This window comes from Achromobacter sp. RT286_PF (genome assembly GCF_059760425.1).
The window spans coordinates 68,251-88,055 of record NZ_JCBAMR010000015.1; the positions used below are offsets into that span (position 1 = coordinate 68,251).

Sequence of the window (19,805 nt, forward strand, 5' to 3'; positions counted from 1 at the left end):
AAATCTAAATCTGTACCAGGGAGAAAGCCATGAGTGCAAGCCACTCGGTTCAAGGTAAAGAGGCACCGTACTACTTTGTGCCCGCCGACTCGGGGCATCCCGTGCGTACGGCGGTGGCGCTGCTGTTCATGGGGCTGGGCGCCGCGGGCTGGATCAACGGGGTCAGCTGGGCAAAATGGTCCGTGCTGGCGGGCTTTATCGGTTTGATCGTGGTGCTGTATTACTGGTTTGGCGACGCCATCCAGGAATCCGAAGCCGGCCTGAACAGCAAGCGCATCGACGGTTCGTACCGCTGGGGCATGAGCTGGTTCATTTTCTCGGAAGTGATGTTCTTCGCGGCGTTCTTCGGTGCGCTCTGGTACACCCGCACCATCACCACGCCGTGGCTGGGCGACATCGATCACCGCCTGATGCTGTGGCCCGACTTCAAGGCCGCATGGCCCAACTTCGGGCCGGCCGGCGTAGTCGAAGAGTTCCAGACGGTAGGCCCGTTCTGGCTGCCCACGATCAACACCGCGCTGCTGCTTTCCTCGGGCGTCACGCTGACCATCGCGCACCACGCGCTGCGCGAAAACCATCGTGGCAAGACGATGTTCTGGCTGGCCGCCACGGTCATCCTGGGCTTTATCTTCGTGGCCTGTCAGGCCGCCGAATACCATCACGCCTACACCGAACTGAACCTGAAATTCAATTCGGGCGCGTACGGTTCGCTGTTCTACATGCTGACCGGTTTCCACGGCTTCCACGTGATCCTGGGCGCCACCATGCTGACGGTGATCCTGGTGCGCTTGATGCGCGGGCACTTCACCGCCGATCATCACTTCGGCTTTGAAGGCGCCGCGTGGTACTGGCACTTTGTGGACGTGGTGTGGCTGGGCCTGTACCTGTTTGTGTACTGGTTCTAGGCTGGCGGCGCCGCAAGTTGGGCGCCGCGCGGGAACTCCAGGGCGATAAGCCTGTCGATTAACGCGCGGCGCCCGATTCCTTTTCAGGCTTGCCGCACGCCGGGGCCGGCGCGTCAGCGCAGGCCCGTGCTCTCGATCCAGCCCATGTGGTGGGCGAACAGCACAAACAGAAACAGGGCAACCGATAGCCCGATGCGCACGGTCAGCGCATTGACGGTGCGGCTGGTGGACCCTTTGTCCCGCATCAGATAGACCAGGGCGGATGCCAGACTGGCCAGAATTCCGATGAAGGCCAGTACGACGAAAACGCGCATGGTGGTCTCCGGACAAAACAGAGTTAGCAACGATACATGGCCCGACCGCATTCAACCCGCAACACCATAGCCGCCCTGATTCTGCTTGGCGTTGCCGTGGTGATTCTGGCGTCGCTCGGGCAGTGGCAGTTGCGTCGCAGCGATGAGCGACGCGCCATTCTGGCCGCTATCGAAGCGGGCCGCAAGCAAGCGCCGGTGATGCTGACGCCCGCTACCCCGTCCGATGACCTGACGCCGTGGCGCGTGGCGCAGGCTACGGGCGCGTGGCTGCCGCAATTCAGTGTACTGCTGGACAATCGCAACCACGAAGGGCGGCCGGGCTACTGGCTGGCCACGCCGCTGTTGCTGGATGCCTCGTCGCGCCAGGCCGTGCTGGTGCTGCGCGGCTGGTTGCCCCGCGTCATGCCGGGCCAGGGCGAACCCGCGCTGCCCGCCACGCCGCCAGGCCCGCAGACCATCACCGGTGAAATGGCCGAACGCGTGCCGCGCATGTTCGAATTGTGGTCGCTGGGCGGGCAGGACCAATCCGCCCTGCCCGCCACGTGGCCCATCGCGGGCGGCACGTTGCCGCAGGTCCAGAACTTGCCGCTGGATGCCTATGCCCGCGCCACGGGGCTGCACCTGCTGCCGGTAGTGCTTACCCAGACCGGCCAGCCCGGCCAGAACAGTGCCGACGGCCTGGTGCGCGACTGGCCGCAGCCGCCGGTGGACTTTCAAAAAAACACGTCTTACGCCGTGCAGTGGTTTGCATTTGCTTCGATTGCCGCCATCGCATGGCTGGTGGTGCTGGGGGGCGCCATCAAGCGCATGCGCCAGCGCGCGGGACAAGGTCCAACGCCTTGAGCGCGCATCAATGAAAGACTTTTCCAGGATATAAAGTGGCTCGCGACATTTCATCCCGTCCGCCCGCGCGCAAGCGCTCGTTGATGCCCATGGTGCTGGTGTTCCTGTGTTCGCTGGCGCCCATCGTGGCCGCCTTCGTCGTCTACATGAACCCGCAGTGGTGGCCATCGGATTCCAGCAACTACGGCACGCTGGTATCGCCCCAGCGGCCCATGCCCGCCGCCGCCGACTTGAAGCTGACCACCCTGGACGGCAAGCCCTTCGACCTGCAAAGCCTCAAGGGCAAATGGCTGCTGGTGGCCGCCGACGGCGCCGCCTGCCCCGAAAGCTGCGCGCGCAAGCTCTACATCACGCGCAACACGCATGCCAGTCAGGGCAAGAACGTGGACCGCCTGGCGCGCGTCTGGTTCATCACCGACGATGCCCCCGTGCCCGAAAAGGTGCTGGAAGCCTATCAAGGCACAGTCATGCTGCGCGTGAACCCGGACCAGCTTGCGCGCTATCTGCTGGCCCGCGATAGCGCAGCCGGACAGCCGCCGTTGCAGGACCCCATGTGGGTAATCGACCCGCTGGGCAACCTGATGATGCAGTACCCTGCCGATGCCGATGGCGTCAAAGTGCGCAAGGACATCAGCAAGCTCGTCTATAACTCGCGCATCGGTTGACGGATTTCCCCCGAGGGGCGCGGGCATTTTCTTTTTTTCCTGGTTGACATGGAACGCATCAAAGCGCGTTATCGCAAGCTCGTTTTCTTTACCTGGTTCCTGACGCTGGACCTCATCATGTTCGGCGCGTTCGTGCGCCTGACGGATTCCGGCCTGGGTTGCCCCGACTGGCCCGGCTGCTACGGCAGCGTGACGCCGCTGGGCGCACAGGGCGACATCCACCAGGCGTCACAAGCCATGCCGTTCGGCCCGGTGACCATGTCCAAGGCCTGGATCGAAATGATCCACCGCTACGTCGGATCCATCCTGGGCATGCTCATCATCGGCATCGTCTACATGGCGTGGCGCTATCGCCGTGAACTGGGCCGGTCGCCCGCGCTGGCCGTGACCACCCTGGTGGCCGTTTGCGTGCAGGGCGCGTTCGGCGCGTGGACCGTCACGCACAAGCTGATGCCCGCCGTGGTGACGGCCCATCTGGTGTTTGGCTTGTCGGTGCTGGCGCTGATGACCTGGTTGTCGGCGCGTGAACGCCCGCATCTGGCGATCGCCGCAGCGGCCAAGCGCTGGAAGCCGTGGGTGGCGGCGGGCTTCGGCCTGCTGCTGGTGCAGGTGACGCTGGGCGGCTGGGTCAGCACCAACTACGCGGCGCTGGCCTGCATGGACTTTCCCATGTGCCACGGGCAGTGGGTGCCGGACATGGATTTTCATGGCGGCTATTCCGTGATCCGTGGCCTGGGTGAATTGCCCTCAGGGGAAATGATCTCGCAACCCGCGCTGACCGCGATTCATTGGGTGCACCGCAATTTTGCCTTCGTCGTGTTCCTGTACCTGGGCACGCTGGCATGGCGGTTGCGGGCCGAACCGGGCCTGCGCGGCCCGGCCACGCTGATGTTGGCGCTGTTGGGCGCCCAGCTGTTCACCGGCCTGACGACCATCTTTTTCCAGTGGCCCTTGCTGATCGCGGTGTTGCACAATGGGGGCGCGGCCGGTTTGACCTTGGCCGCCGTGGTGCTGATGGTGCGCTTGTCCACGGCGGGAAGCGTGCCGGCAGGGGGCTATGGCCCCAATTCGGTGCGCGTTTAAAATAGGGTCCACTATGACCAGTCTTGCCGCTCCTCAACCCGGATTGTTCCGCCAATACCTCGTCCTCACCAAGCCGCGCGTTACGCAGTTGGCGGTGTTTTGCGCGGTCATCGGCATGTTTCTCGCCGTGCCGGGCGTACCCGATATGCGCCGCGTGCTGTTCGGCACCATCGGCATCTGGCTGCTTGCCGCGGCCGCCTTCGCCATCAATTGCCTGATCGAACAGGAAGTCGACGCGCGCATGCTGCGCACCGCGCGACGCGCCACCGCGCGTGGCACCATTTCAGCCTTCCAGGTATTGAGCTTGTCCGGCTTGCTGGGCGGCGCGGGCATGTTCGTGCTGTACACGCTGGTGAACCCGCTGACCATGTGGCTGACGTTCGCCACCTTTGTGGGCTACGCCGTTATCTATACCGTCATCCTCAAGCCGCGTACGCCGCAGAACATCGTGATCGGTGGCCTGTCGGGCGCGATGCCGCCCGCGTTGGGGTGGGCAGCGGTGGCCGATTCGGTTCCGGCCGAAGCCTGGGTGCTGGTGCTGATCATCTTCATCTGGACGCCACCGCATTTCTGGGCGCTGGCGCTGTACCGCAACCACGACTACGCCAAGGCCGGCCTGCCCATGCTGCCGGTCACGCACGGCAACCAGTTCACGCGCCTGCACATCTTGCTCTATAGCGTGGCGCTGGTGGCAACGACGCTGTTGCCCTACGCCATCCGCATGAGCGGCGCACTGTATCTGCTGTCGGCGCTGGTGCTGGGCGGCATGTTCGTGTCCTATGCGTGGCGGTTGTACCGCGCCTATAGCGACGAACTGGCGCGCAGCATGTTCCGCTTTTCCATTCTCTACCTGGCGCTGCTGTTCGGCGCCCTGCTGGTGGACCACTGGGTCGGCCTGCTGCGCTGACCCCTGGAGGTTGTTGATGTCCGTGTTTTCCGCCAGCCGCCGGCTGGGCCTGCGCCTTGCCGCCGCCACCGCCGTGACGGTTCTTGCCGGCGCGCTTGCCGCCTGCGGCGATGCCGCGCCCAAGTTCAAGGGCAGCGACATCAGCGGTACCCAACTGGGCCGTGGCATGGAACTGACCGACACCAACGGCAAGAGCCGTCAGCTATCCGACTTTGCCGGCAAGGTGGTGGTGGTGTTCTTCGGGTTCACGCAGTGCCCCGACGTGTGTCCCACGTCGTTGGCAGAGCTGACCGAGGTGATGAAAAAGCTGGGCCCGGACGCCGACCGCGTGCAAGTGCTGCTGATTACAGTGGACCCGGAGCGGGACACGCAGGAAGTGCTCAAGCAGTACGTGACGGCATTCGACCCGCGCTTTTTGGGGCTGACCGGCACGCCGGATCAGATCAAGAAGGCGGCGGCATCGTTCAAGGCGTACTACGCCAAGGCCCCCACCAAGGACGGCAATTACACGATGGATCACACCGCCGCGTTCTACCTGATTGATGGCAAGGGCGAATCGCGCGTGCTGGCCAATAACAACCTGGGCGTGGACGCGCTGACGCACGACATCCAGGCGCTGTTCAAGAACTGAGGGTGTAGTGCCGGGGAAGGATCCGCACAGGGATCCATGCAGGGATCAGTTCGACGATCCGAAGAATCAGCAGAAAAATCAGCGGGCCGTAGTGCCCGCAGCAGCCCAGCCGGCCAACGCCGCCTGGGCTTTTTCATTCAGTTCGGCAACCGCGATGTCGTGGCGGTGCGAAATGATCATCAAGGCATAGGGCGTGGCCAGCGCCGCCGCTTCCGGGCACAGGCGCGATTCGTCGCCGACAGACGGCGAGACGTTGCGCCAGTAATTGATCGCCTGTTCGAGTTGGGGCAGGGAAATGGAATCCATCCGCCTATTGTCCACGAATGCACAAGGCTGTCCACCGCGCCGCGACGCGCTGCAACGCCTGCAAAGAAGCGTCACCATCGCAACATGCCGAAACCGCGCCCGGGTGCTATACCGATGCCGGTTAGTTACGATGGAGCATCGTCATGAATACATCCACCCGAATTCAAAGCCCGCGCAGCGGCTTGCACCCGCTGGTTGCGGCAGCCGCCATCGCCGTGATCGTCATGTGCGCAGTGGGCGTGGCCGCGGTGATGGGCTGGTTGCCCTCGCCCTCGGCCAACCCGCACGCCGATACGCCCGTGGCCGAAGCCGGCCCCGAGAGCGCCAACCTGGCGCCCGCGCCAGAGCCCGCCCCGGCACCGGCTACGCGTCAGGCGCAGCCATCCGCACCCCCGACGCAGCAGGCCCGCCCGGCGTCTGCGTCGGCCCCTCGCGCACCCGCGCCCGCCCCGGCGCAGCAGGCTTGCCAGAGCTGTGGCGTGGTGGAAACCATCCGCCAGGTGCAGGTGCCGGTCAAGGACAACAGCGATCACCTGGTCGGCACCATCGGTGGCGGCGTGGTGGGCGGCGTAGTGGGTAATCAATTTGGCGGAGGCAGCGGCAAGACGGCGCTGACGGTGCTTGGCGCAGTCGGCGGTGCTTTGGCAGGCCGCGAAGTTGAGCGTAATATCAGACAGCAACAAACGGTGACGCACTATGAGTTGACGGTCCGCATGAGCGACGGCAGTGCGCGCCAATTTCGCAGCGCGCAGCCGTTTGCTTTTGCGTCCGGCGACCACGTGCGCGTGGAAAACAACCAGCTGCTGCCCGGATGATCCGCGGCCGGCGGCACTAGTCTTTGGGGAGACCTGGCATGAGCGACCAATTCACCAACCCGTTCGTCCTTCCTGGCATGGGGCAGAATTCCGATCTGTCGGGCAACCCCTTGCTGGCCAGCATGGAAATGATGCGCCAGGCCTGGGCGGGGTTGACCGGCCCGGGCGGCCTGGCCAGCAGCCTGCCGATGGCGCCTCCCATGAATCTTGAAGACCTGGACCGCCGTATCGCCGAATTGCGCTCGGTGGAGAACTGGCTGCGCATGAACTTGTCGATGCTGTCCTCCACCATTCAAGGCATGGAAGTGCAGCGCTCCACGATCAGCACGCTGCGCGCGTTTGTGGACAGCGCGGCCAGCATGGACATGAACGCCGTGCGCGATAGCGGCGCGGCCTCGCCGCTGGAAGTGGTGCTGGGTTTGAAGCCCGCGCCGAAGTCCGCCGCCAGGCCGGCATCGTCGGGTTCGTCCGCGTCATCATCATCGTCTGCGTTCAGCGCGCGCGATGACAAGCCTCAAGATGCGCCGCCCGCCGATGCCGCTGCGGACGCCACCAACGCCGCCAACCCCAATAACGCGGCTGCGTCCGAATCTGCCGCGCCGGGCATGACCGAGCAGATGGGCGCCGCCGCCCAGTCCGCCTCCAAGGCCTGGTGGGATCTGCTGCAGCAGCAGTTCAACCAGATCGCCGCCGCCACCGCCGCATCCATGCCGACCAATCCCGCCGCGCCAACGGCCGGTGACGACGCCGGTCAATCCAAACCCAAGGACAACAAGGCCGCCGCCAAGTCCGAGCCCAAGGCTTCCAAGCCCGCCGCCCGCAAGACCGCGGCCAAGTCCGCTTCGAAGAGCGCCGCCAAGACCGCTCCTCGGGCATCCAAGAAAACCGGGCCTGCCGACGGCAAGCCCTGATCTCCTTCCAATCGACTCGCATCGGTCGCAAGGCCGTTTGCGCCGTCTCTTAACCTATCTGAACCTATGCTTAATGTAGTGATCCTCGCCGCCGGACTGGGCAAACGCATGCAGTCCAACCTTCCCAAAGTGCTGCACACGCTGGCCGGCAAACCCATGCTGGCCCATGTGCTGGACAGCGCGCGGCAGCTGAAACCCGCGCGCATCATCGTTGTGGTGGGCCACGGCGCGGACCGCGTCAAACAGGACTTTGAAGGCCAGCCGGATCTGCACTTCGTGTTGCAGCAGCCGCAGCAAGGCACCGGCCACGCCGTGCAGCAGGCGGTGCCGCTGCTGCAAGAAGGCAATGGCAAGGACGATGTCACGCTGGTGCTGTACGGCGACGTGCCGCTGGTGCAGCCCGACACGCTGCAACGCCTGCTGGATGCGCGCGGCGCGGGCGCCGCCGTCTTGACCGAAGTGCTGGACGATTCCACCGGCTATGGCCGCATCGTGCGCGATGACAAGGGCAACGTGTGCCGCATCGTTGAACACAAGGATGCGTCGGACGCCGAACACGCCATCAAGGAAGTGAACACCGGCATCCTGACCGCGCCGACCGCCAAGCTGAAAGACTGGCTGACCCGCATCGACAACAAGAATGCGCAAGGCGAGTACTACCTGACCGACGTGGTGGGCCTGGCCGTGGCCGATGGCGTGCCCGTGGGCGCGGCGCAGCCGGGCGCGGGCTGGGAAACGCTGGGCGTGAACAGCCGCGTGCAGCAGGCCGAACTGGAACGCCGCTGGCAGGGCGAACAGGCCCGCCGCCAGCTTGAAGCCGGCGTCACGCTGGCCGACCCGGCCCGTTTCGACGTGCGCGGCACGCTGTCTTGCGGACGCGATGTGTTCATCGACGTGGGCTGCGTATTCGAAGGCAACGTCACGCTGGCGGACGGCGTGCGTGTCGGCCCGCATTGCGTGTTGCGCGACGTCAGCGTCGGCGCGGGCACGCAGATTGAAGCGTTCAGCCATTTGCAGCAGGCCGAAGTGGGCCGCGATGCGCGCGTGGGTCCGTATGCCCGCCTGCGTCCGGGCGCTGAATTGGGCGACCGCAGCCATGTGGGCAACTTCGTCGAAATCAAAAAGAGCGTGCTGGGCGCCGACAGCAAGGCCAACCACCTGGCCTACATCGGCGACGCCGACATTGGCGAACGCGTCAACGTGGGCGCGGGCACCATCACCTGCAATTACGACGGCGTTAACAAGCACCGCACCGTCATCGAAGACGACGCCTTCATCGGCTCGGACACGCAGTTGGTGGCCCCGGTGCGCGTCGGCCGTGGCGCCACGCTGGGCGCCGGCACCACGCTTACCCGCGATGCGCCGGCCGACAAGCTGACCGTCTCGCGCGCCAAGCAGCTTACCGTTGAGGGTTGGCAGCGTCCCGCGAAGAAGTCGTGATGGCGCAGAACGACCCTGCCCCGGACAGCGCCTCGGGCGGCCCCCGGGGCGCTTCCAACGGCAGCGCCAACGGCGGCCCCAACAGCAGCCCAAACAGCAGCCCAAACAGCAGCGCCAAAAGCGCGCTGCCCGACGGCTTGCCGGCGCCGCGTCGGTACTGGGCGGCCGCCACCGTCATGACAGGGATCAGCCTGTCGGTGCTGGACACCACCATCGCCAACGTGGCCTTGCCCACGATTTCCGTCGACCTGAACGCATCCCCGGCGCAGGCCGTGTGGATCGTCAACGCCTACAACCTGGCGGTGGTGATGGCGCTGCTGCCGCTGTCGGCGCTGGCCGAACGCATCGGCTTTCGCCGCATGTTCACCTTCGGCCTGATCCTGTTCACGCTGGCATCGCTAGGCTGTGCGCTGGCCGGCACGCTGTGGCAGCTGACCGCCGCGCGCGTGTTCCAGGGCGTGGGCGCCGCCACGCTGATGTGCATGTTCGGTGGCCTCGTGCGCAACATCTATCCGCTGCACATGCTGGGCCGAGGCATCAGCATCAACGCCACCACGGTGGCCGTGATGTCGGTGCTGGGGCCCACCATCGGGTCCGCCATCCTGTCGGTGGCCCCGTGGCCGTGGATCTTCGCCGTCAACCTGCCGATCTGCGTGCTGGCCATGTTCGGCCTGCGCCACCTGCCCGAAGTGCCGCGCAACGATGTGAAGCTGGACTGGATCAGCGCCTTGCTGTGCATGGCGACGCTGGGCGTCTTCATTTCCGGCGTCGACATGATGGGGCAGGATCTGCTGCGCGGTATCGGCCTGGTGGCCATTGCGACCGTGGCGGGGCTGGTGCTGGTGCGCCGCGCGCGCAAGCAGCCGGCGCCGCTGGTGCCGGTGGACCTGCTGCGCATCCGGCCGCTTGCCTTTGCCGTGGGGGCGTCCGCCTGCACGTTCGCCGCGCAGATGGCGTCGTATGTCTCGCTGCCGTTCTATTTCCAGCAGGTGCTGGGCCGGCCCTATCTGGAAGTGGGCATGCTGATGGGCGCCTGGCCCGTGGGCACGGCCATCATCGCCCCGCTGGCGGGCCGCCTGTCTGACCGCTACTCGGCCGCCACCTTGAGCGGCGTGGGGGCGGCGACGATGGTGATCGGCATGCTGTGGCTGACCTTGTTGCCGGCCACGGTGTCCAACTGGCCCATCGTGGCGGGCATGTTCGTGGCGGGCGTGGGCTTCGGCTTCTTCCAGACCCCGAACAACCGCGCCATGCTGTCGGCCGCGCCCCGCTCTCGCAGCGGCGCGGCGGGCGGCTTGCAGGCCACCACGCGCGTGTTCGGCCAAAGTTTCGGCACCGCGCTGGTGGCCATCGCGTTCAGCGTCAGCCTGGCGCATGGCCCCGGGCTGGCGCTGGTGCTGGGCACCATTTGCGCGGCGCTGGCGGTGGTGGTGAATACGGTCCGGTTCAACAAACTGCGTGCCTAGCGGCCGTTGCGCCCCTGGGTCCCGGCCGCTTCTATAATGGCGGCCGGCGCCGGCTTCCCTTTGCCAGGCGCGCGAATTTCCTTATTTGAAGGCGTGCAGGCATGAAAATCACGGTCGTGGGTACCGGTTACGTTGGGTTGGTGTCGGGAGCGTGCCTGGCCGACATGGGCAACGACGTCATGTGTCTGGACCTGGACGAGGCAAAAATCGCCCTCCTGCGCCAGGGTGGCATCCCGATCTACGAGCCCGGCCTGGAAGACCTGGTCCGCCGCAACGTGCAGGCGGGCCGCCTGCAATTCACGGACGACGTCGCGCAGAGCGTGGCCTTTGGCGACGTGCAGTTCATTGCCGTGGGCACCCCGCCTGGCGAAGACGGCTCGGCCGACCTGAAGTACGTGCTGGCGGCCGCGCAGAACATCGCGCGCCACATGACGTCGCGCAAGCTGATCGTGGACAAGTCCACCGTGCCGGTGGGCACTGCCGACAAGGTGCGCGCCGTGGTGGCCAAGGAACTGGACGCGCGCGGGGTCGACATCCCCTTCAGCGTGGCGTCCAACCCCGAATTCCTGAAGGAAGGCGCGGCCATCAATGACTTCATGAGCCCCGACCGCGTAATCGTCGGCGCCGACGACGACTACACCGTCGGCGTCATGCGCCGCATCTACGAGCCCTTCCAGCGCACGCACGACCGCCTGATGGTGATGGACGTGCGTTCGGCCGAGCTGACCAAGTACGCCGCCAACGCCATGCTGGCCACGCGTATCTCGTTCATGAACGAAATGGCGAACCTGGCCGAAGCGCTGGGCGCCGACATCGAGCAGGTGCGCCGTGGCATCGGCGCGGACCCGCGCATCGGCTACCACTTCCTGTACCCGGGCGCCGGCTACGGCGGTTCCTGCTTTCCGAAAGACGTGCAGGCGCTGGTCAATACGGCCGCCGAGAATTCACTGCCGATGCGCGTCATCGAAGCGGCCGAAGCCGCCAACCACGCGCAGAAATTCCGCTTGTCCGAAAAGCTGGTCGCGCGCTACGGCGAAGACCTGCGCGGCCGCAAGATCGCGTTGTGGGGCCTGTCCTTCAAGCCCAACACGGACGACATGCGTGAGGCGCCCAGCCTGACCGTCATTGCCGAACTGACCCGGCGCGGCGCCGAAGTGCGCGCCTACGACCCCGTTGCCATGCACGAGGCCGCGCGCGTGATGGTCGGCCAGCCCGGCATCAGTTTCGCCACCGATATGTACGACGCGCTGGACGGCGCCGACGCGCTGCTGATCGCCACGGAATGGAAAGTCTTCCGCGCCCCGGACTTCGACCGCGTGAAGGCCCTGCTGAAAACGCCGCTGATCATCGACGGCCGCAACCTCTACACGCCGGCCGACGTGCGCGGCATGGGCTTCGAGTATTCCGGTATCGGACGCGCATGAAGATCCTGCAACTGAACTTCGAAAAAGGCTGGCGTGGCGGCGAGCGGCAGACGCTGTATTGCATGCGCGCGTTCCGCAAGGCCGGCCACGATGTCGAAGTGATGTGCCGGGAAGGCGCCCCGTTGGCCGAACGCGCGCGCCAGGAAGGGTTTGTGGCGCATACGCGGCGCAACGTGCCCGGCCAGCTGGCGTTCCTGGCGGGTGCGGGCCGCTATGACATCATCCACGCGCAAACCGCCAACACCATCACGTGGGCCGTGCTGACTAAATGGCTGCATCGCCGCCCCGTGGTGTTCTCGCGGCGCACGTCGTTCGTGGTCAAGCCCGGCGACGAATGGAAAACCGGCTTCAAGTGGCGCCACGCCAACCTGTTCGTGGCCATCAGCGAGATGGCCGCCAGCGAACCGCGCCGGCTGGGCATTGAGCCGGTCATCATCCGCAGCGCGGTCGAACCGCACACCATCAACGCCGAGAACGTCGCCAACCTGGTGCGTGAATTCGACCTGAGCGGCAAGAAGGTCATGGCCACGTCCGCCGCGCTGATCCGCGACAAAGACCCCGTGACGCTCGTGCGGGCCGTAGGCGAGTTGGCCAAGACCCGCCGCGACTTCGTCTTCCTGCACTTTGGCGCCGGCGGCGACCGCGAACAGCAGGCCAAGGACGAAGCCCGCCGCCTGGGCATCGAAGACGTCTACCGCTTTGCGGGCTTTCGCAAAGGCGTCGAAGACTTCTACAGCATCCTTGACGTGTTCGTCATGAGCTCCGAAGAAGAAGCGCTGGGCAGCAGCGTGCTGGACGCCTTCTTGCAGCATGTGCCGGTGGTGTCCACCGATGCGGGCGGCCTGAAGGAAAGCCTGGCCGACGGCCGCGGCGTGCTGGTGGCCGTGGGCGACCACCAGGCCATGGCCGCCGGCATGGCCCGCTGCCTGGACGACGCGGCCTTCCGGCAAGACATCACACAACGCGCGTACGAGTACGTGAAAAGCGAACACGACGTGCAGAAGATGGGCAACCGCTATCTGGCGCAGTTCGAGCGCTTGTTGGGTCGCGCCTAGCCTCTAAACGTTTTTTGCTCGACGCGGGGTAGTCCAAACCCGCTGCGGGCCTGTTGCTGGCGAATAGCGCCCGCGAGGCACAAGGGGACAACCTTGCGTCCGCGCCGATCCCGCTTCACTCCCTGACATCAATCCGCGTTTCGAATTTTGCCCGGTGCACCGAAAAGAACGTGCGCACGTTGCGCACGTTGGCCTGGGCGGTGAACGCGCGGTGGACCAGCGCGTGGTAGGCGGGCATGTCCTTTACTTGGGCGATCACCACGAAATCCGGTCCGGGCGACACCCGGTAGCACTGCAAGACCGCGGGCTCGGTCAGCATGCTTTGCTCGAACGCGTCCAGGCTTTCGGCGGCCTGGACGTCCAGGGTGATTTCCACGATTGCCGTCAACGTGCTGCCCAGCTTTTCGGCCGCCAGGATGGCGACTTGGCGGGCGATGACGCCTTCGTCCACCAGGCGCCGCACGCGACGCAGGCACGTGGGAGGCGACGCATGCACCCGCGCGGCCAGGTCCTGATTCGTCAGTGAACAGTCCACTTGAAGCTGCTCAAGGATACGCAGGTCCAGATCGTCCAGTTCCGGCTGCGGCAAAGCGGGAGGGTGCGTCGGGTTTTGCATGATTAATTCAAAAATGTCGGTTCTGTGAAAGATAATTTAATCACAAATACGTAAGTAAATTAAATTCCAAACGAAGCAATAATAAGAAATCATATTTCTTGGCGCCTCGCGCACAATGCGTCGGTACCCGAACTTAAGTGGAGTTTTCCTATGTGCGGCATTGTTGGCGCCGTCGCCCAGCGCGACATCACCCCGATCCTGGTTGAAGGCCTGAAGCGGCTGGAGTATCGCGGCTACGACTCCTGCGGCGTCGCCGTGTATGCAGACGGCCACCTGCGCCGCACGCGCAGCACGCAGCGCGTTGCCGAGCTGGCCGATCAGGTTGCCCAGGACAAGGTCCAGGGCTTTACCGGCATTGCGCACACGCGCTGGGCAACGCACGGCGTGCCCGCCACGCACAACGCGCACCCGCACTTTTCGCACCTGGGCAATGAAGAGCCCCGTATTGCGCTGGTGCACAACGGCATCATCGAAAACCACGACGAACTGCGTGCCGAACTGCAAGCCGTCGGCTATGTGTTCGAAAGCCAGACCGACACCGAAGTCATCGCGCACCTGGTGAACCACCTGTACGCGGGCGACCTGTTCGAAGCCGTGCAAAACGCCGTGCGCCGCCTGCATGGCGCTTATGCGATTGCCGTGTTCTGCCGCGATGAACCGCATCGCGTCGTGGGCGCGCGCCAAGGCTCGCCGCTGGTGGTCGGCGTGGGCCAGAACGAAAACTTCCTGGCGTCCGACGCGCTGGCGCTGGCCGGCACCACGGACCAGATCATCTATCTGGAAGATGGCGACGTTGTCGACCTGCAACTGTCGCGTGTGTGGATCGTGGACGCCAACGGCAAGAACGTGGACCGCGAGGTGCACACCGTGCACGTGCACACGGGCGCGGCCGAACTCGGCCCGTACCGCCACTACATGCAAAAGGAAATCTTCGAACAGCCGCGCGCCGTGGGCGATACGCTGCAAGACATCGAATCGATCACGCCCGAGCTGTTCGGCGACGATGCCTACAAGATCTTCAAGGACATCGATTCGCTGCTGATCCTGGCTTGCGGCACCAGCTACTACGCCGGCCTGACCGCCAAGTACTGGATCGAATCCATTGCCAAGATTCCGGTGGCCGTGGAAATCGCCAGCGAATACCGCTACCGCGACAGCGTGCCGAACCCGCGCTCGCTGGTCGTCACGATTTCGCAGTCGGGCGAAACCGCCGACACGCTGGCCGCGCTCAAGCACGCGCGTTCGCTGGGCATGGACAAGACGCTGACCATCTGCAACGTGTCCACCAGCGCCATGGTGCGCGAATGCAAGCTGTCGTACATCACGCGCGCCGGTGTTGAAATCGGCGTGGCCTCGACCAAGGCCTTCACCACGCAGCTGACCGCGCTGTTCCTGCTGACGCTGGCGCTGGCGCAAGTGCGCGGCCACCTCAGCGAAGAACAAGAAGCCGACCACCTGAAGGCGCTGCGTCACCTGCCGGTGGCCATCGGCTCGGTGCTGGCGCTGGAACCCCAGATCATGGCGTGGGCCGACCGCTTTGCGTCCAAGGAAAACGCCTTGTTCCTGGGCCGTGGCATGCACTATCCGATCGCCCTGGAAGGCGCGTTGAAGCTCAAGGAAATCAGCTACATCCACGCCGAAGCCTACCCGGCCGGCGAGCTCAAGCACGGCCCCCTGGCGCTGGTGACCGAGCACATGCCCGTCGTTACCATCGCGCCCAAGGACGAGCTGCTTGAAAAGCTGAAATCCAATATGCAGGAAGTGCGCGCACGCGGCGGTGAGCTGTATGTGTTTGCCGATGCCGACAGCAAAATCCAAAGCGCCGAAGGCATGCACGTGATCCGCATGCCGGAAAACTACGGCAAGCTGTCGCCCATCCTGCACACGATCCCGCTGCAACTGCTGTCGTACCACACGGCATGCGCGCGCGGCACCGACGTGGACAAGCCGCGCAACCTGGCCAAGAGCGTCACGGTGGAATAACGCCGCGGTTCGTCTTTCAGGTTCTGAAAACGAGAAAAAGGGGCTGCCATGCCACGTCCCGATCTCAACCTTCTGCTGGCGCTCGATGCGCTGCTCGACGAGGGCAGCGTTATCGGCGCCGCGCGCCGCATGCACCTGAGCGCGCCGGCGATGAGCCGCACCTTGAGCCGCATCCGGGAGGCGCTGGGCGATCCCGTGTTCGTCCAGGTCGGTCGCAAGCTCATGCCGACACCGAAAGCGTTGGCATTACGCGAGCAAGTGCGCGCGGCGGTCGAACAGGCCTCGCAGGTGTTCGCTACCGATGCCCAGATCGATCTGAAATTGCTGGATCGGCGTTTCAATGTCCGCGCTACCGATGAGTTTGTGAGCATCCATCTGGGTCATCTCCTGGATGCGATGGCGCGCGAGATGCCACGGGCGATGCTGCGCTTTTCGCCAGAGGAAGACGACGTGGACGAAGAGGCGCTGCGCAATGGCCGTATCGACCTGTTCATCAGCGCCTCGCGCAAGCTGGGGCCCGAGATTCGTGTGCAGCCCCTGTTCACCACGACGTTCGTGGGCGTCGCGCGCGCCAACCATCCGATTTTCGACGACGAGATCACGCCCGAACGCCTCACGCGCTGGGAGCACATCAATGTGTCGCGGCGCGGCAAGGCCGCCGGGCCGCTCGATGCCGCGCTGGAGGCGCAGGGGCTGCGTCGGCACGTTGCCCTGGTAGTGCCCAATCCGTACACGGCGCTGTTCGCGTTGCAGGATTCGGATCTGCTGCTGCCCTTGCCCCGGCATCTGGCCAGCACCGCGCTGTCCGCGGGCCTGCGCATTCGCGTGTTCGACCTGCCAACACCGCTGGAAACGGTGCTGCTGACACAGGCCTGGCACCCGCGCCTGGAGGGCGATCCCGCCCATCAATGGCTGCGGCAGACCATTCATACGCTCTGCAACGAGAGCCAGGCGCAGGCGGCCAAGCGCGCCAAGCCATAGCGCAAAGCTTGCCCCGATGCGTGCGTATCACGCAATCGTTCGAGTGCAATAAATTCACTTTTCGGAATGATCGGCCCTGCCTACAGTGACGCGTATTGATCACTGTAGAAGGGTTGCATCGTGCCGTCGGCGAACGTGCCTGAAGCAAATTCGGGCGTCTTTCCACGCCTTTCCCGGTTTCGCGAGCGGTTGGCGCGTGGGCTGCCTTATCTCGATCTGACGACGCCACGCGCGACCTATGTGATGCGTTCGATCCTGGCCGCCTGGCTGGCCTTGGTGGTGGCCTATCTGCTGGAACTGCACGCGCCCTACGCGGCGGCTTCCAGCGTGCTGCTCGTCATCAACCCTGTCCAGGGCGGCGTGATCGGCAAGGGGGCGTGGCGGGTGCTGGGTACGCTGGCCGGAATGCTGGCCGCCTTCGTCCTGATGAGCGCCTTCGGACAGATGCCCTGGCTTTTCCTGCTCGGGTTCGGCGTATGGCTGGGGGTGTGCGTGGTGGGCATGACGCTGCTGCGCCATTTCCGGGCCTATGGCGCCACGTTGGCGGGCTACACCGTGGGCTTGGCGGCCTACGGCGCCATGCAGCATCCGGAACGCACCTTCGATCAGGTGATGGGGCGCGGCGCGTCGGTGCTGATCGGCGTGGTCTGCCTGGCGCTGGTGTCGGCCCTGTTCAGCAGCCGCAGCGTGCATAGCCGCCTGGCCATACTGCTCGACCGCCTTGCGGCCGCCACGGCGGGCGTGCTGGCAACGCATCACCAGGCCATTCAAGGTAGCGCGGCGCCGGGCGCCAAGCCGCTTGACGCCGGACGGCGTTCGCTTATCACCGAGCTGTATGGCGTGGACGATCTGCTGGCGCTGGGCAAGGCCGAGTCCGCCGATCTGGCCCACCGTGCCGGCACGGTGCGGCACACGATGGTGTCGTTGTTTTCCGCCTTGGTGGGCGGCGCGCCGCCCTGGCGCGAACACAGCGCCGGCCTCGCTGCGCTTAGGGCGTTGCAGCCGGAATGGGAGCAGGCATGGCGGGAGGTTGCGCAGGCTTTGGGGCAGGTACGCGGCCCGACCGAACGCGGCCCGACCGAACGCGGCCCGACCGATCGCGGCCCGACCGAACGCGGCCCGACCGATCGCGGCCCGGCCGAGCGCGGCCCGACCGCAACGACGCGTGCCATCGGGCGGCTGATCGATCTGCGCGCCCGGCTGGTGGCCGTCCTTTCCTCGGCCTCGCTGGACGATGCCTCCGAGCAGGCCGCGCTCATGATCGCCGGCGATCGCCTGATCGAGCAGTTGGACGATTACCTGCAAGCCATCGAAGGCATCAAGCGATTCCACCACCCCACGCCGACGCCGGCGCGCGTCTCCGTGCCGTTTCACCGCGACACGGTGGCGGCTTTCCAGAACGGCGTGCGCGCCCTGTTGACGGTGTTGATGGGCGGCGCCTTCTGGATCGCCACCGGCTGGACGGAAGGCAACATGATGCTGGCGGGCTTGGCGGCGGCATGCGCCCTGCTGTCCACCGCGCCTAATCCCGCGCTGGGTGCCGTGGAATTCATCAAGGGCACGGCGGCCGCCGTGGCGATGGCCTTTCTGTGCACCTTCATCGTGCTGCCGCACGTCTCGGGCCTGCCGCTGCTGCTGGTCATCCTGGGCCTGTTCTGGCTGCCCGGTGTGTATGCCACCACGATGCCGCGTTATGCGCTGGCGGGCGTGGCGTATCTGGTGGCGTTCACGACACTGGCGGCGGCGGACAACCCCATGCGCTACGACTTTGCACTGTTCCTCAATGGCGCCGTGGCGTGGGTCCTGGCGACATGTTTCACGCTGCTTGGATTCAGGATCGTGCTGCCGCGCAACCTGGCGCGCGACGTCACGCGCTTGCGCCGGCGCATCCGCGCCGCGGCGCTGGGCACCTTGCGCGGCGTGCCGCCCGATGCATCGGCCTGGCAATGGCGCCAACAACACCGCATCGCGCAACTGGGCGCCTTGCTCAGGACGCAGCCGCAGGCGATGGATCGCGCCATCGCCCAGGCGCTGGCGAGCCTGCATCTGGGTCGGGAAATCCTGCGCCTGCGACGCTGGCTGCGCCAGGCGCCGCAGCACGCCGAGTGGCCGCGCGTGGTGGCGCGCACGCTGCGCCATCTGCGCCGGCGGGTAGGGGATCCCGCGCGGGCCGCACGCCATGCCCGCCGCGCCGCAACCGCCTTGGCGCGCTTGCCGGCGCGGTCCGGCGCCACGACGGATGACGTGCGGCGCGTGACGGTCGTGCTGCTCGACATCGCCGCGCTGCTGGAACGCCATGCGAACGACGATCCGTACCCCTCTGAAGGCCACACCCATGCTCAGTGAATTTTCGTTGGGCGGCATCTACCTGCCGCCGTTCTTTGTCTACGCCTGCCTGGCCTTGCCGATCTATATGGGCCTTCGCTTTGTGCTGGCGCGTTGCGGGGTGCTGCGTTGGGTGTGGCACCCGGGTCTGTTCGAGTTCGCCATTTCCCTTTGCCTTGTTTCCCTGTTGGTGCTTTATGTCTGAACGCTTATTTCCCGCCAAGCTGCTGCTGCGGGCAGGACTCACCCTTGCGGTGGTCGTTGCTGCCGCCTTTCTGGTCACTGCGCTGTGGCGCGCCTACGTCGTCGCCCCGTGGACCCGTGATGGCCGTGTCAGCGCGCAAATCGTACGTATCGCTCCCGAGGTGTCAGGCACCGTCGTCCAGGTCTCGGTCATGGACGATCAATACGTCAAACAGGGCGACGTGCTCTATCGCATCGACAATGCCAGCTTCGCGCTGGCATTGGCCCAGGCCGAAGCGCAGTTGGCATCAGCCGAGGTGTTCTTGCGCCAGAAAACCGAAGAGGCGCGGCGGCGCCGTGGCATGGAAAGCCTGGTGCCGGCCGAGGACATCCAGCGGGCGAACCAGGCGGTCGCCATCGCGCGGTCCGCCCTACGCAGTGCACAGGTCGCCGTGGACAGGGCGAAGCTGGATCAAGCACGCACCGAACTGCGCGCGCCAACCGATGGCTACATCACGCGCCTGCGGTTGAACAAGGGCGACTACGCCGTGACGGGCCAGCCCAACGTCGCGCTGATCGATGCCCACAGCTTCTGGATCACCGGGTACTTCGAGGAAACCAAACTGCGCGGCATCCGACCCGGTGCGGCGGCGCGGATCCGCCTGATGGGGTTCGACCAGGTATTGCCGGGGCGGGTGGCCAGCATCGGGCGAGGCATTACCGACAGCAACCAGCAGGCCGACGCGCAAGGCCTGCCCAGCGTGGAACCCAGCTTCAGCTGGGTCCGGCTGGCGCAGCGCATCCCGGTGCGCATCGAGTTCGAGCATGTCCCGCATGACGTCGTGCTGGCGGCCGGCATGACCGGCAGCATCGAGGTCACGCCCTCGGCGGGTACGCCGGTGCCGCAGGGTCGGCTGATCTCGCTGCTGCACGGCTGGTTGTAAGGACAAGG

Annotated in this window: 20 protein-coding genes; 17 read left to right on the forward strand and 3 right to left on the reverse strand. The window is 65.6% G+C overall.

Annotated features, from left to right (window positions below; genetic code table 11):
* Nucleotides 1-29: 29 nt before the first annotated feature.
* Complete coding sequence (locus tag AC6LJY_RS14195; RefSeq protein ID WP_006216870.1) at nucleotides 30-905, forward strand: cytochrome c oxidase subunit 3; 876 nt, start codon at nucleotides 30-32, stop codon at nucleotides 903-905.
* Between the two features lie 113 nt (nucleotides 906-1,018).
* Here AC6LJY_RS14195 and AC6LJY_RS14200 read toward each other — a convergent pair whose 3' ends face one another.
* Nucleotides 1,019-1,219: a twin transmembrane helix small protein gene (locus AC6LJY_RS14200; protein ID WP_006216871.1), complete on the reverse strand. Its 201-nt coding sequence runs from the start codon at nucleotides 1,217-1,219 to the stop codon at nucleotides 1,019-1,021.
* Nucleotides 1,220-1,255: 36 nt separating this feature from the next.
* Between AC6LJY_RS14200 and AC6LJY_RS14205 the strand changes: the two genes are divergently transcribed.
* Genes AC6LJY_RS14205 through AC6LJY_RS14225 form a run of 5 tightly spaced genes read left to right on the forward strand, consistent with a single transcriptional unit; the run spans nucleotide 1,256 to nucleotide 5,348 of the window.
* Nucleotides 1,256-2,062, forward strand: a complete 807-nt coding sequence (locus AC6LJY_RS14205) for an SURF1 family protein (protein WP_498136216.1) — start codon at nucleotides 1,256-1,258, stop codon at nucleotides 2,060-2,062.
* Nucleotides 2,063-2,097: 35 nt separating this feature from the next.
* Nucleotides 2,098-2,727, forward strand: coding sequence for an SCO family protein (locus tag AC6LJY_RS14210; protein WP_185975343.1), 630 nt, complete (start codon nucleotides 2,098-2,100; stop codon nucleotides 2,725-2,727).
* A gap of 48 nt (nucleotides 2,728-2,775) precedes the next feature.
* Nucleotides 2,776-3,810, forward strand: coding sequence for a COX15/CtaA family protein (locus AC6LJY_RS14215; protein ID WP_104144719.1), 1,035 nt, complete (start codon nucleotides 2,776-2,778; stop codon nucleotides 3,808-3,810).
* 13 nt (nucleotides 3,811-3,823) lie between these two features.
* Nucleotides 3,824-4,717 (forward strand): heme o synthase, encoded by an 894-nt coding sequence (gene cyoE / locus AC6LJY_RS14220; RefSeq protein WP_046805297.1) that lies wholly within the window; start codon nucleotides 3,824-3,826, stop codon nucleotides 4,715-4,717.
* Nucleotides 4,718-4,733: 16 nt separating this feature from the next.
* Complete coding sequence (locus AC6LJY_RS14225; protein WP_498136217.1) at nucleotides 4,734-5,348, forward strand: SCO family protein; 615 nt, start codon at nucleotides 4,734-4,736, stop codon at nucleotides 5,346-5,348.
* Between the two features lie 78 nt (nucleotides 5,349-5,426).
* Here AC6LJY_RS14225 and AC6LJY_RS14230 read toward each other — a convergent pair whose 3' ends face one another.
* The gene (locus AC6LJY_RS14230) at nucleotides 5,427-5,654 is read right to left on the reverse strand and encodes a DUF3717 domain-containing protein (RefSeq protein WP_046805299.1); all 228 of its coding nucleotides are present in this window, start codon (nucleotides 5,652-5,654) and stop codon (nucleotides 5,427-5,429) included.
* 143 nt (nucleotides 5,655-5,797) lie between these two features.
* Between AC6LJY_RS14230 and AC6LJY_RS14235 the strand changes: the two genes are divergently transcribed.
* The 6 genes from AC6LJY_RS14235 (at nucleotide 5,798) to AC6LJY_RS14260 (ending at nucleotide 12,765) form a co-directional block, all read left to right on the forward strand.
* Nucleotides 5,798-6,469, forward strand: a complete 672-nt coding sequence (locus tag AC6LJY_RS14235; RefSeq protein ID WP_120153459.1) for a glycine zipper 2TM domain-containing protein — start codon at nucleotides 5,798-5,800, stop codon at nucleotides 6,467-6,469.
* A gap of 38 nt (nucleotides 6,470-6,507) precedes the next feature.
* Nucleotides 6,508-7,380, forward strand: coding sequence for a PhaM family polyhydroxyalkanoate granule multifunctional regulatory protein (locus tag AC6LJY_RS14240; protein ID WP_498136218.1), 873 nt, complete (start codon nucleotides 6,508-6,510; stop codon nucleotides 7,378-7,380).
* Between the two features lie 66 nt (nucleotides 7,381-7,446).
* The gene (gene glmU / locus AC6LJY_RS14245; RefSeq protein WP_046805302.1) at nucleotides 7,447-8,820 is read left to right on the forward strand and encodes a bifunctional UDP-N-acetylglucosamine diphosphorylase/glucosamine-1-phosphate N-acetyltransferase GlmU; all 1,374 of its coding nucleotides are present in this window, start codon (nucleotides 7,447-7,449) and stop codon (nucleotides 8,818-8,820) included.
* Nucleotides 8,820-10,286 (forward strand): MFS transporter, encoded by a 1,467-nt coding sequence (locus tag AC6LJY_RS14250; RefSeq protein WP_498136219.1) that lies wholly within the window; start codon nucleotides 8,820-8,822, stop codon nucleotides 10,284-10,286. The genes glmU and AC6LJY_RS14250 overlap by 1 nt, the downstream gene beginning before the upstream one ends.
* A 101-nt stretch (nucleotides 10,287-10,387) precedes the next feature.
* The gene (locus AC6LJY_RS14255; RefSeq protein WP_104144722.1) at nucleotides 10,388-11,710 is read left to right on the forward strand and encodes a UDP-glucose dehydrogenase family protein; all 1,323 of its coding nucleotides are present in this window, start codon (nucleotides 10,388-10,390) and stop codon (nucleotides 11,708-11,710) included.
* Nucleotides 11,707-12,765, forward strand: a complete 1,059-nt coding sequence (locus AC6LJY_RS14260) for a glycosyltransferase family 4 protein (RefSeq protein ID WP_498136220.1) — start codon at nucleotides 11,707-11,709, stop codon at nucleotides 12,763-12,765. The genes AC6LJY_RS14255 and AC6LJY_RS14260 overlap by 4 nt, the downstream gene beginning before the upstream one ends.
* A 115-nt stretch (nucleotides 12,766-12,880) precedes the next feature.
* Here the strand turns inward: AC6LJY_RS14260 and AC6LJY_RS14265 are convergent, their stop codons facing one another.
* Nucleotides 12,881-13,381 carry an Lrp/AsnC family transcriptional regulator gene (locus AC6LJY_RS14265; RefSeq protein WP_498136221.1) on the reverse strand — a complete coding sequence of 167 codons (501 nt, stop codon included), beginning with the start codon at nucleotides 13,379-13,381 and terminating at the stop codon, nucleotides 12,881-12,883.
* Nucleotides 13,382-13,531: 150 nt separating this feature from the next.
* Between AC6LJY_RS14265 and glmS the strand changes: the two genes are divergently transcribed.
* From glmS to AC6LJY_RS14290, 5 genes are all read left to right on the forward strand, one after another.
* The gene (glmS, locus tag AC6LJY_RS14270; protein WP_104144725.1) at nucleotides 13,532-15,364 is read left to right on the forward strand and encodes a glutamine--fructose-6-phosphate transaminase (isomerizing); all 1,833 of its coding nucleotides are present in this window, start codon (nucleotides 13,532-13,534) and stop codon (nucleotides 15,362-15,364) included.
* A 48-nt stretch (nucleotides 15,365-15,412) separates the two neighbouring features.
* Complete coding sequence (locus AC6LJY_RS14275) at nucleotides 15,413-16,345, forward strand: LysR family transcriptional regulator (protein WP_498136222.1); 933 nt, start codon at nucleotides 15,413-15,415, stop codon at nucleotides 16,343-16,345.
* A gap of 243 nt (nucleotides 16,346-16,588) precedes the next feature.
* Nucleotides 16,589-18,691 carry an FUSC family protein gene (locus AC6LJY_RS14280; protein ID WP_498136234.1) on the forward strand — a complete coding sequence of 701 codons (2,103 nt, stop codon included), beginning with the start codon at nucleotides 16,589-16,591 and terminating at the stop codon, nucleotides 18,689-18,691.
* Nucleotides 18,681-18,875: a DUF1656 domain-containing protein gene (locus AC6LJY_RS14285; RefSeq protein ID WP_046805309.1), complete on the forward strand. Its 195-nt coding sequence runs from the start codon at nucleotides 18,681-18,683 to the stop codon at nucleotides 18,873-18,875. Before AC6LJY_RS14280 ends, AC6LJY_RS14285 begins: the two co-directional genes overlap by 11 nt.
* Nucleotides 18,868-19,797 (forward strand): HlyD family secretion protein, encoded by a 930-nt coding sequence (locus AC6LJY_RS14290; RefSeq protein WP_498136223.1) that lies wholly within the window; start codon nucleotides 18,868-18,870, stop codon nucleotides 19,795-19,797. Before AC6LJY_RS14285 ends, AC6LJY_RS14290 begins: the two co-directional genes overlap by 8 nt.
* Nucleotides 19,798-19,805 lie beyond the last annotated feature (8 nt).

Coding starts and splice junctions, on each gene's coding strand:
- AC6LJY_RS14205 (WP_498136216.1), top strand. CDS start 1,256: ATGGCCCGACCGCATTCAACCCGCAACACCATAGCCGCCCTGATTCTG.
- AC6LJY_RS14195 (WP_006216870.1), top strand. CDS start 30: ATGAGTGCAAGCCACTCGGTTCAAGGTAAAGAGGCACCGTACTACTTT.
- AC6LJY_RS14280 (WP_498136234.1), top strand. CDS start 16,589: ATGCGTTCGATCCTGGCCGCCTGGCTGGCCTTGGTGGTGGCCTATCTG.
- AC6LJY_RS14200 (WP_006216871.1), bottom strand. CDS start 1,219: ATGCGCGTTTTCGTCGTACTGGCCTTCATCGGAATTCTGGCCAGTCTG.
- glmU (WP_046805302.1), top strand. CDS start 7,447: ATGCTTAATGTAGTGATCCTCGCCGCCGGACTGGGCAAACGCATGCAG.
- AC6LJY_RS14230 (WP_046805299.1), bottom strand. CDS start 5,654: ATGGATTCCATTTCCCTGCCCCAACTCGAACAGGCGATCAATTACTGG.
- AC6LJY_RS14265 (WP_498136221.1), bottom strand. CDS start 13,381: ATGCAAAACCCGACGCACCCTCCCGCTTTGCCGCAGCCGGAACTGGAC.
- AC6LJY_RS14235 (WP_120153459.1), top strand. CDS start 5,798: ATGAATACATCCACCCGAATTCAAAGCCCGCGCAGCGGCTTGCACCCG.
- AC6LJY_RS14225 (WP_498136217.1), top strand. CDS start 4,734: ATGTCCGTGTTTTCCGCCAGCCGCCGGCTGGGCCTGCGCCTTGCCGCC.
- AC6LJY_RS14240 (WP_498136218.1), top strand. CDS start 6,508: ATGAGCGACCAATTCACCAACCCGTTCGTCCTTCCTGGCATGGGGCAG.
- cyoE (WP_046805297.1), top strand. CDS start 3,824: ATGACCAGTCTTGCCGCTCCTCAACCCGGATTGTTCCGCCAATACCTC.
- AC6LJY_RS14285 (WP_046805309.1), top strand. CDS start 18,681: ATGCTCAGTGAATTTTCGTTGGGCGGCATCTACCTGCCGCCGTTCTTT.
- AC6LJY_RS14255 (WP_104144722.1), top strand. CDS start 10,388: ATGAAAATCACGGTCGTGGGTACCGGTTACGTTGGGTTGGTGTCGGGA.
- AC6LJY_RS14260 (WP_498136220.1), top strand. CDS start 11,707: ATGAAGATCCTGCAACTGAACTTCGAAAAAGGCTGGCGTGGCGGCGAG.
- glmS (WP_104144725.1), top strand. CDS start 13,532: ATGTGCGGCATTGTTGGCGCCGTCGCCCAGCGCGACATCACCCCGATC.
- AC6LJY_RS14290 (WP_498136223.1), top strand. CDS start 18,868: ATGTCTGAACGCTTATTTCCCGCCAAGCTGCTGCTGCGGGCAGGACTC.
- AC6LJY_RS14215 (WP_104144719.1), top strand. CDS start 2,776: ATGGAACGCATCAAAGCGCGTTATCGCAAGCTCGTTTTCTTTACCTGG.
- AC6LJY_RS14275 (WP_498136222.1), top strand. CDS start 15,413: ATGCCACGTCCCGATCTCAACCTTCTGCTGGCGCTCGATGCGCTGCTC.
- AC6LJY_RS14250 (WP_498136219.1), top strand. CDS start 8,820: ATGGCGCAGAACGACCCTGCCCCGGACAGCGCCTCGGGCGGCCCCCGG.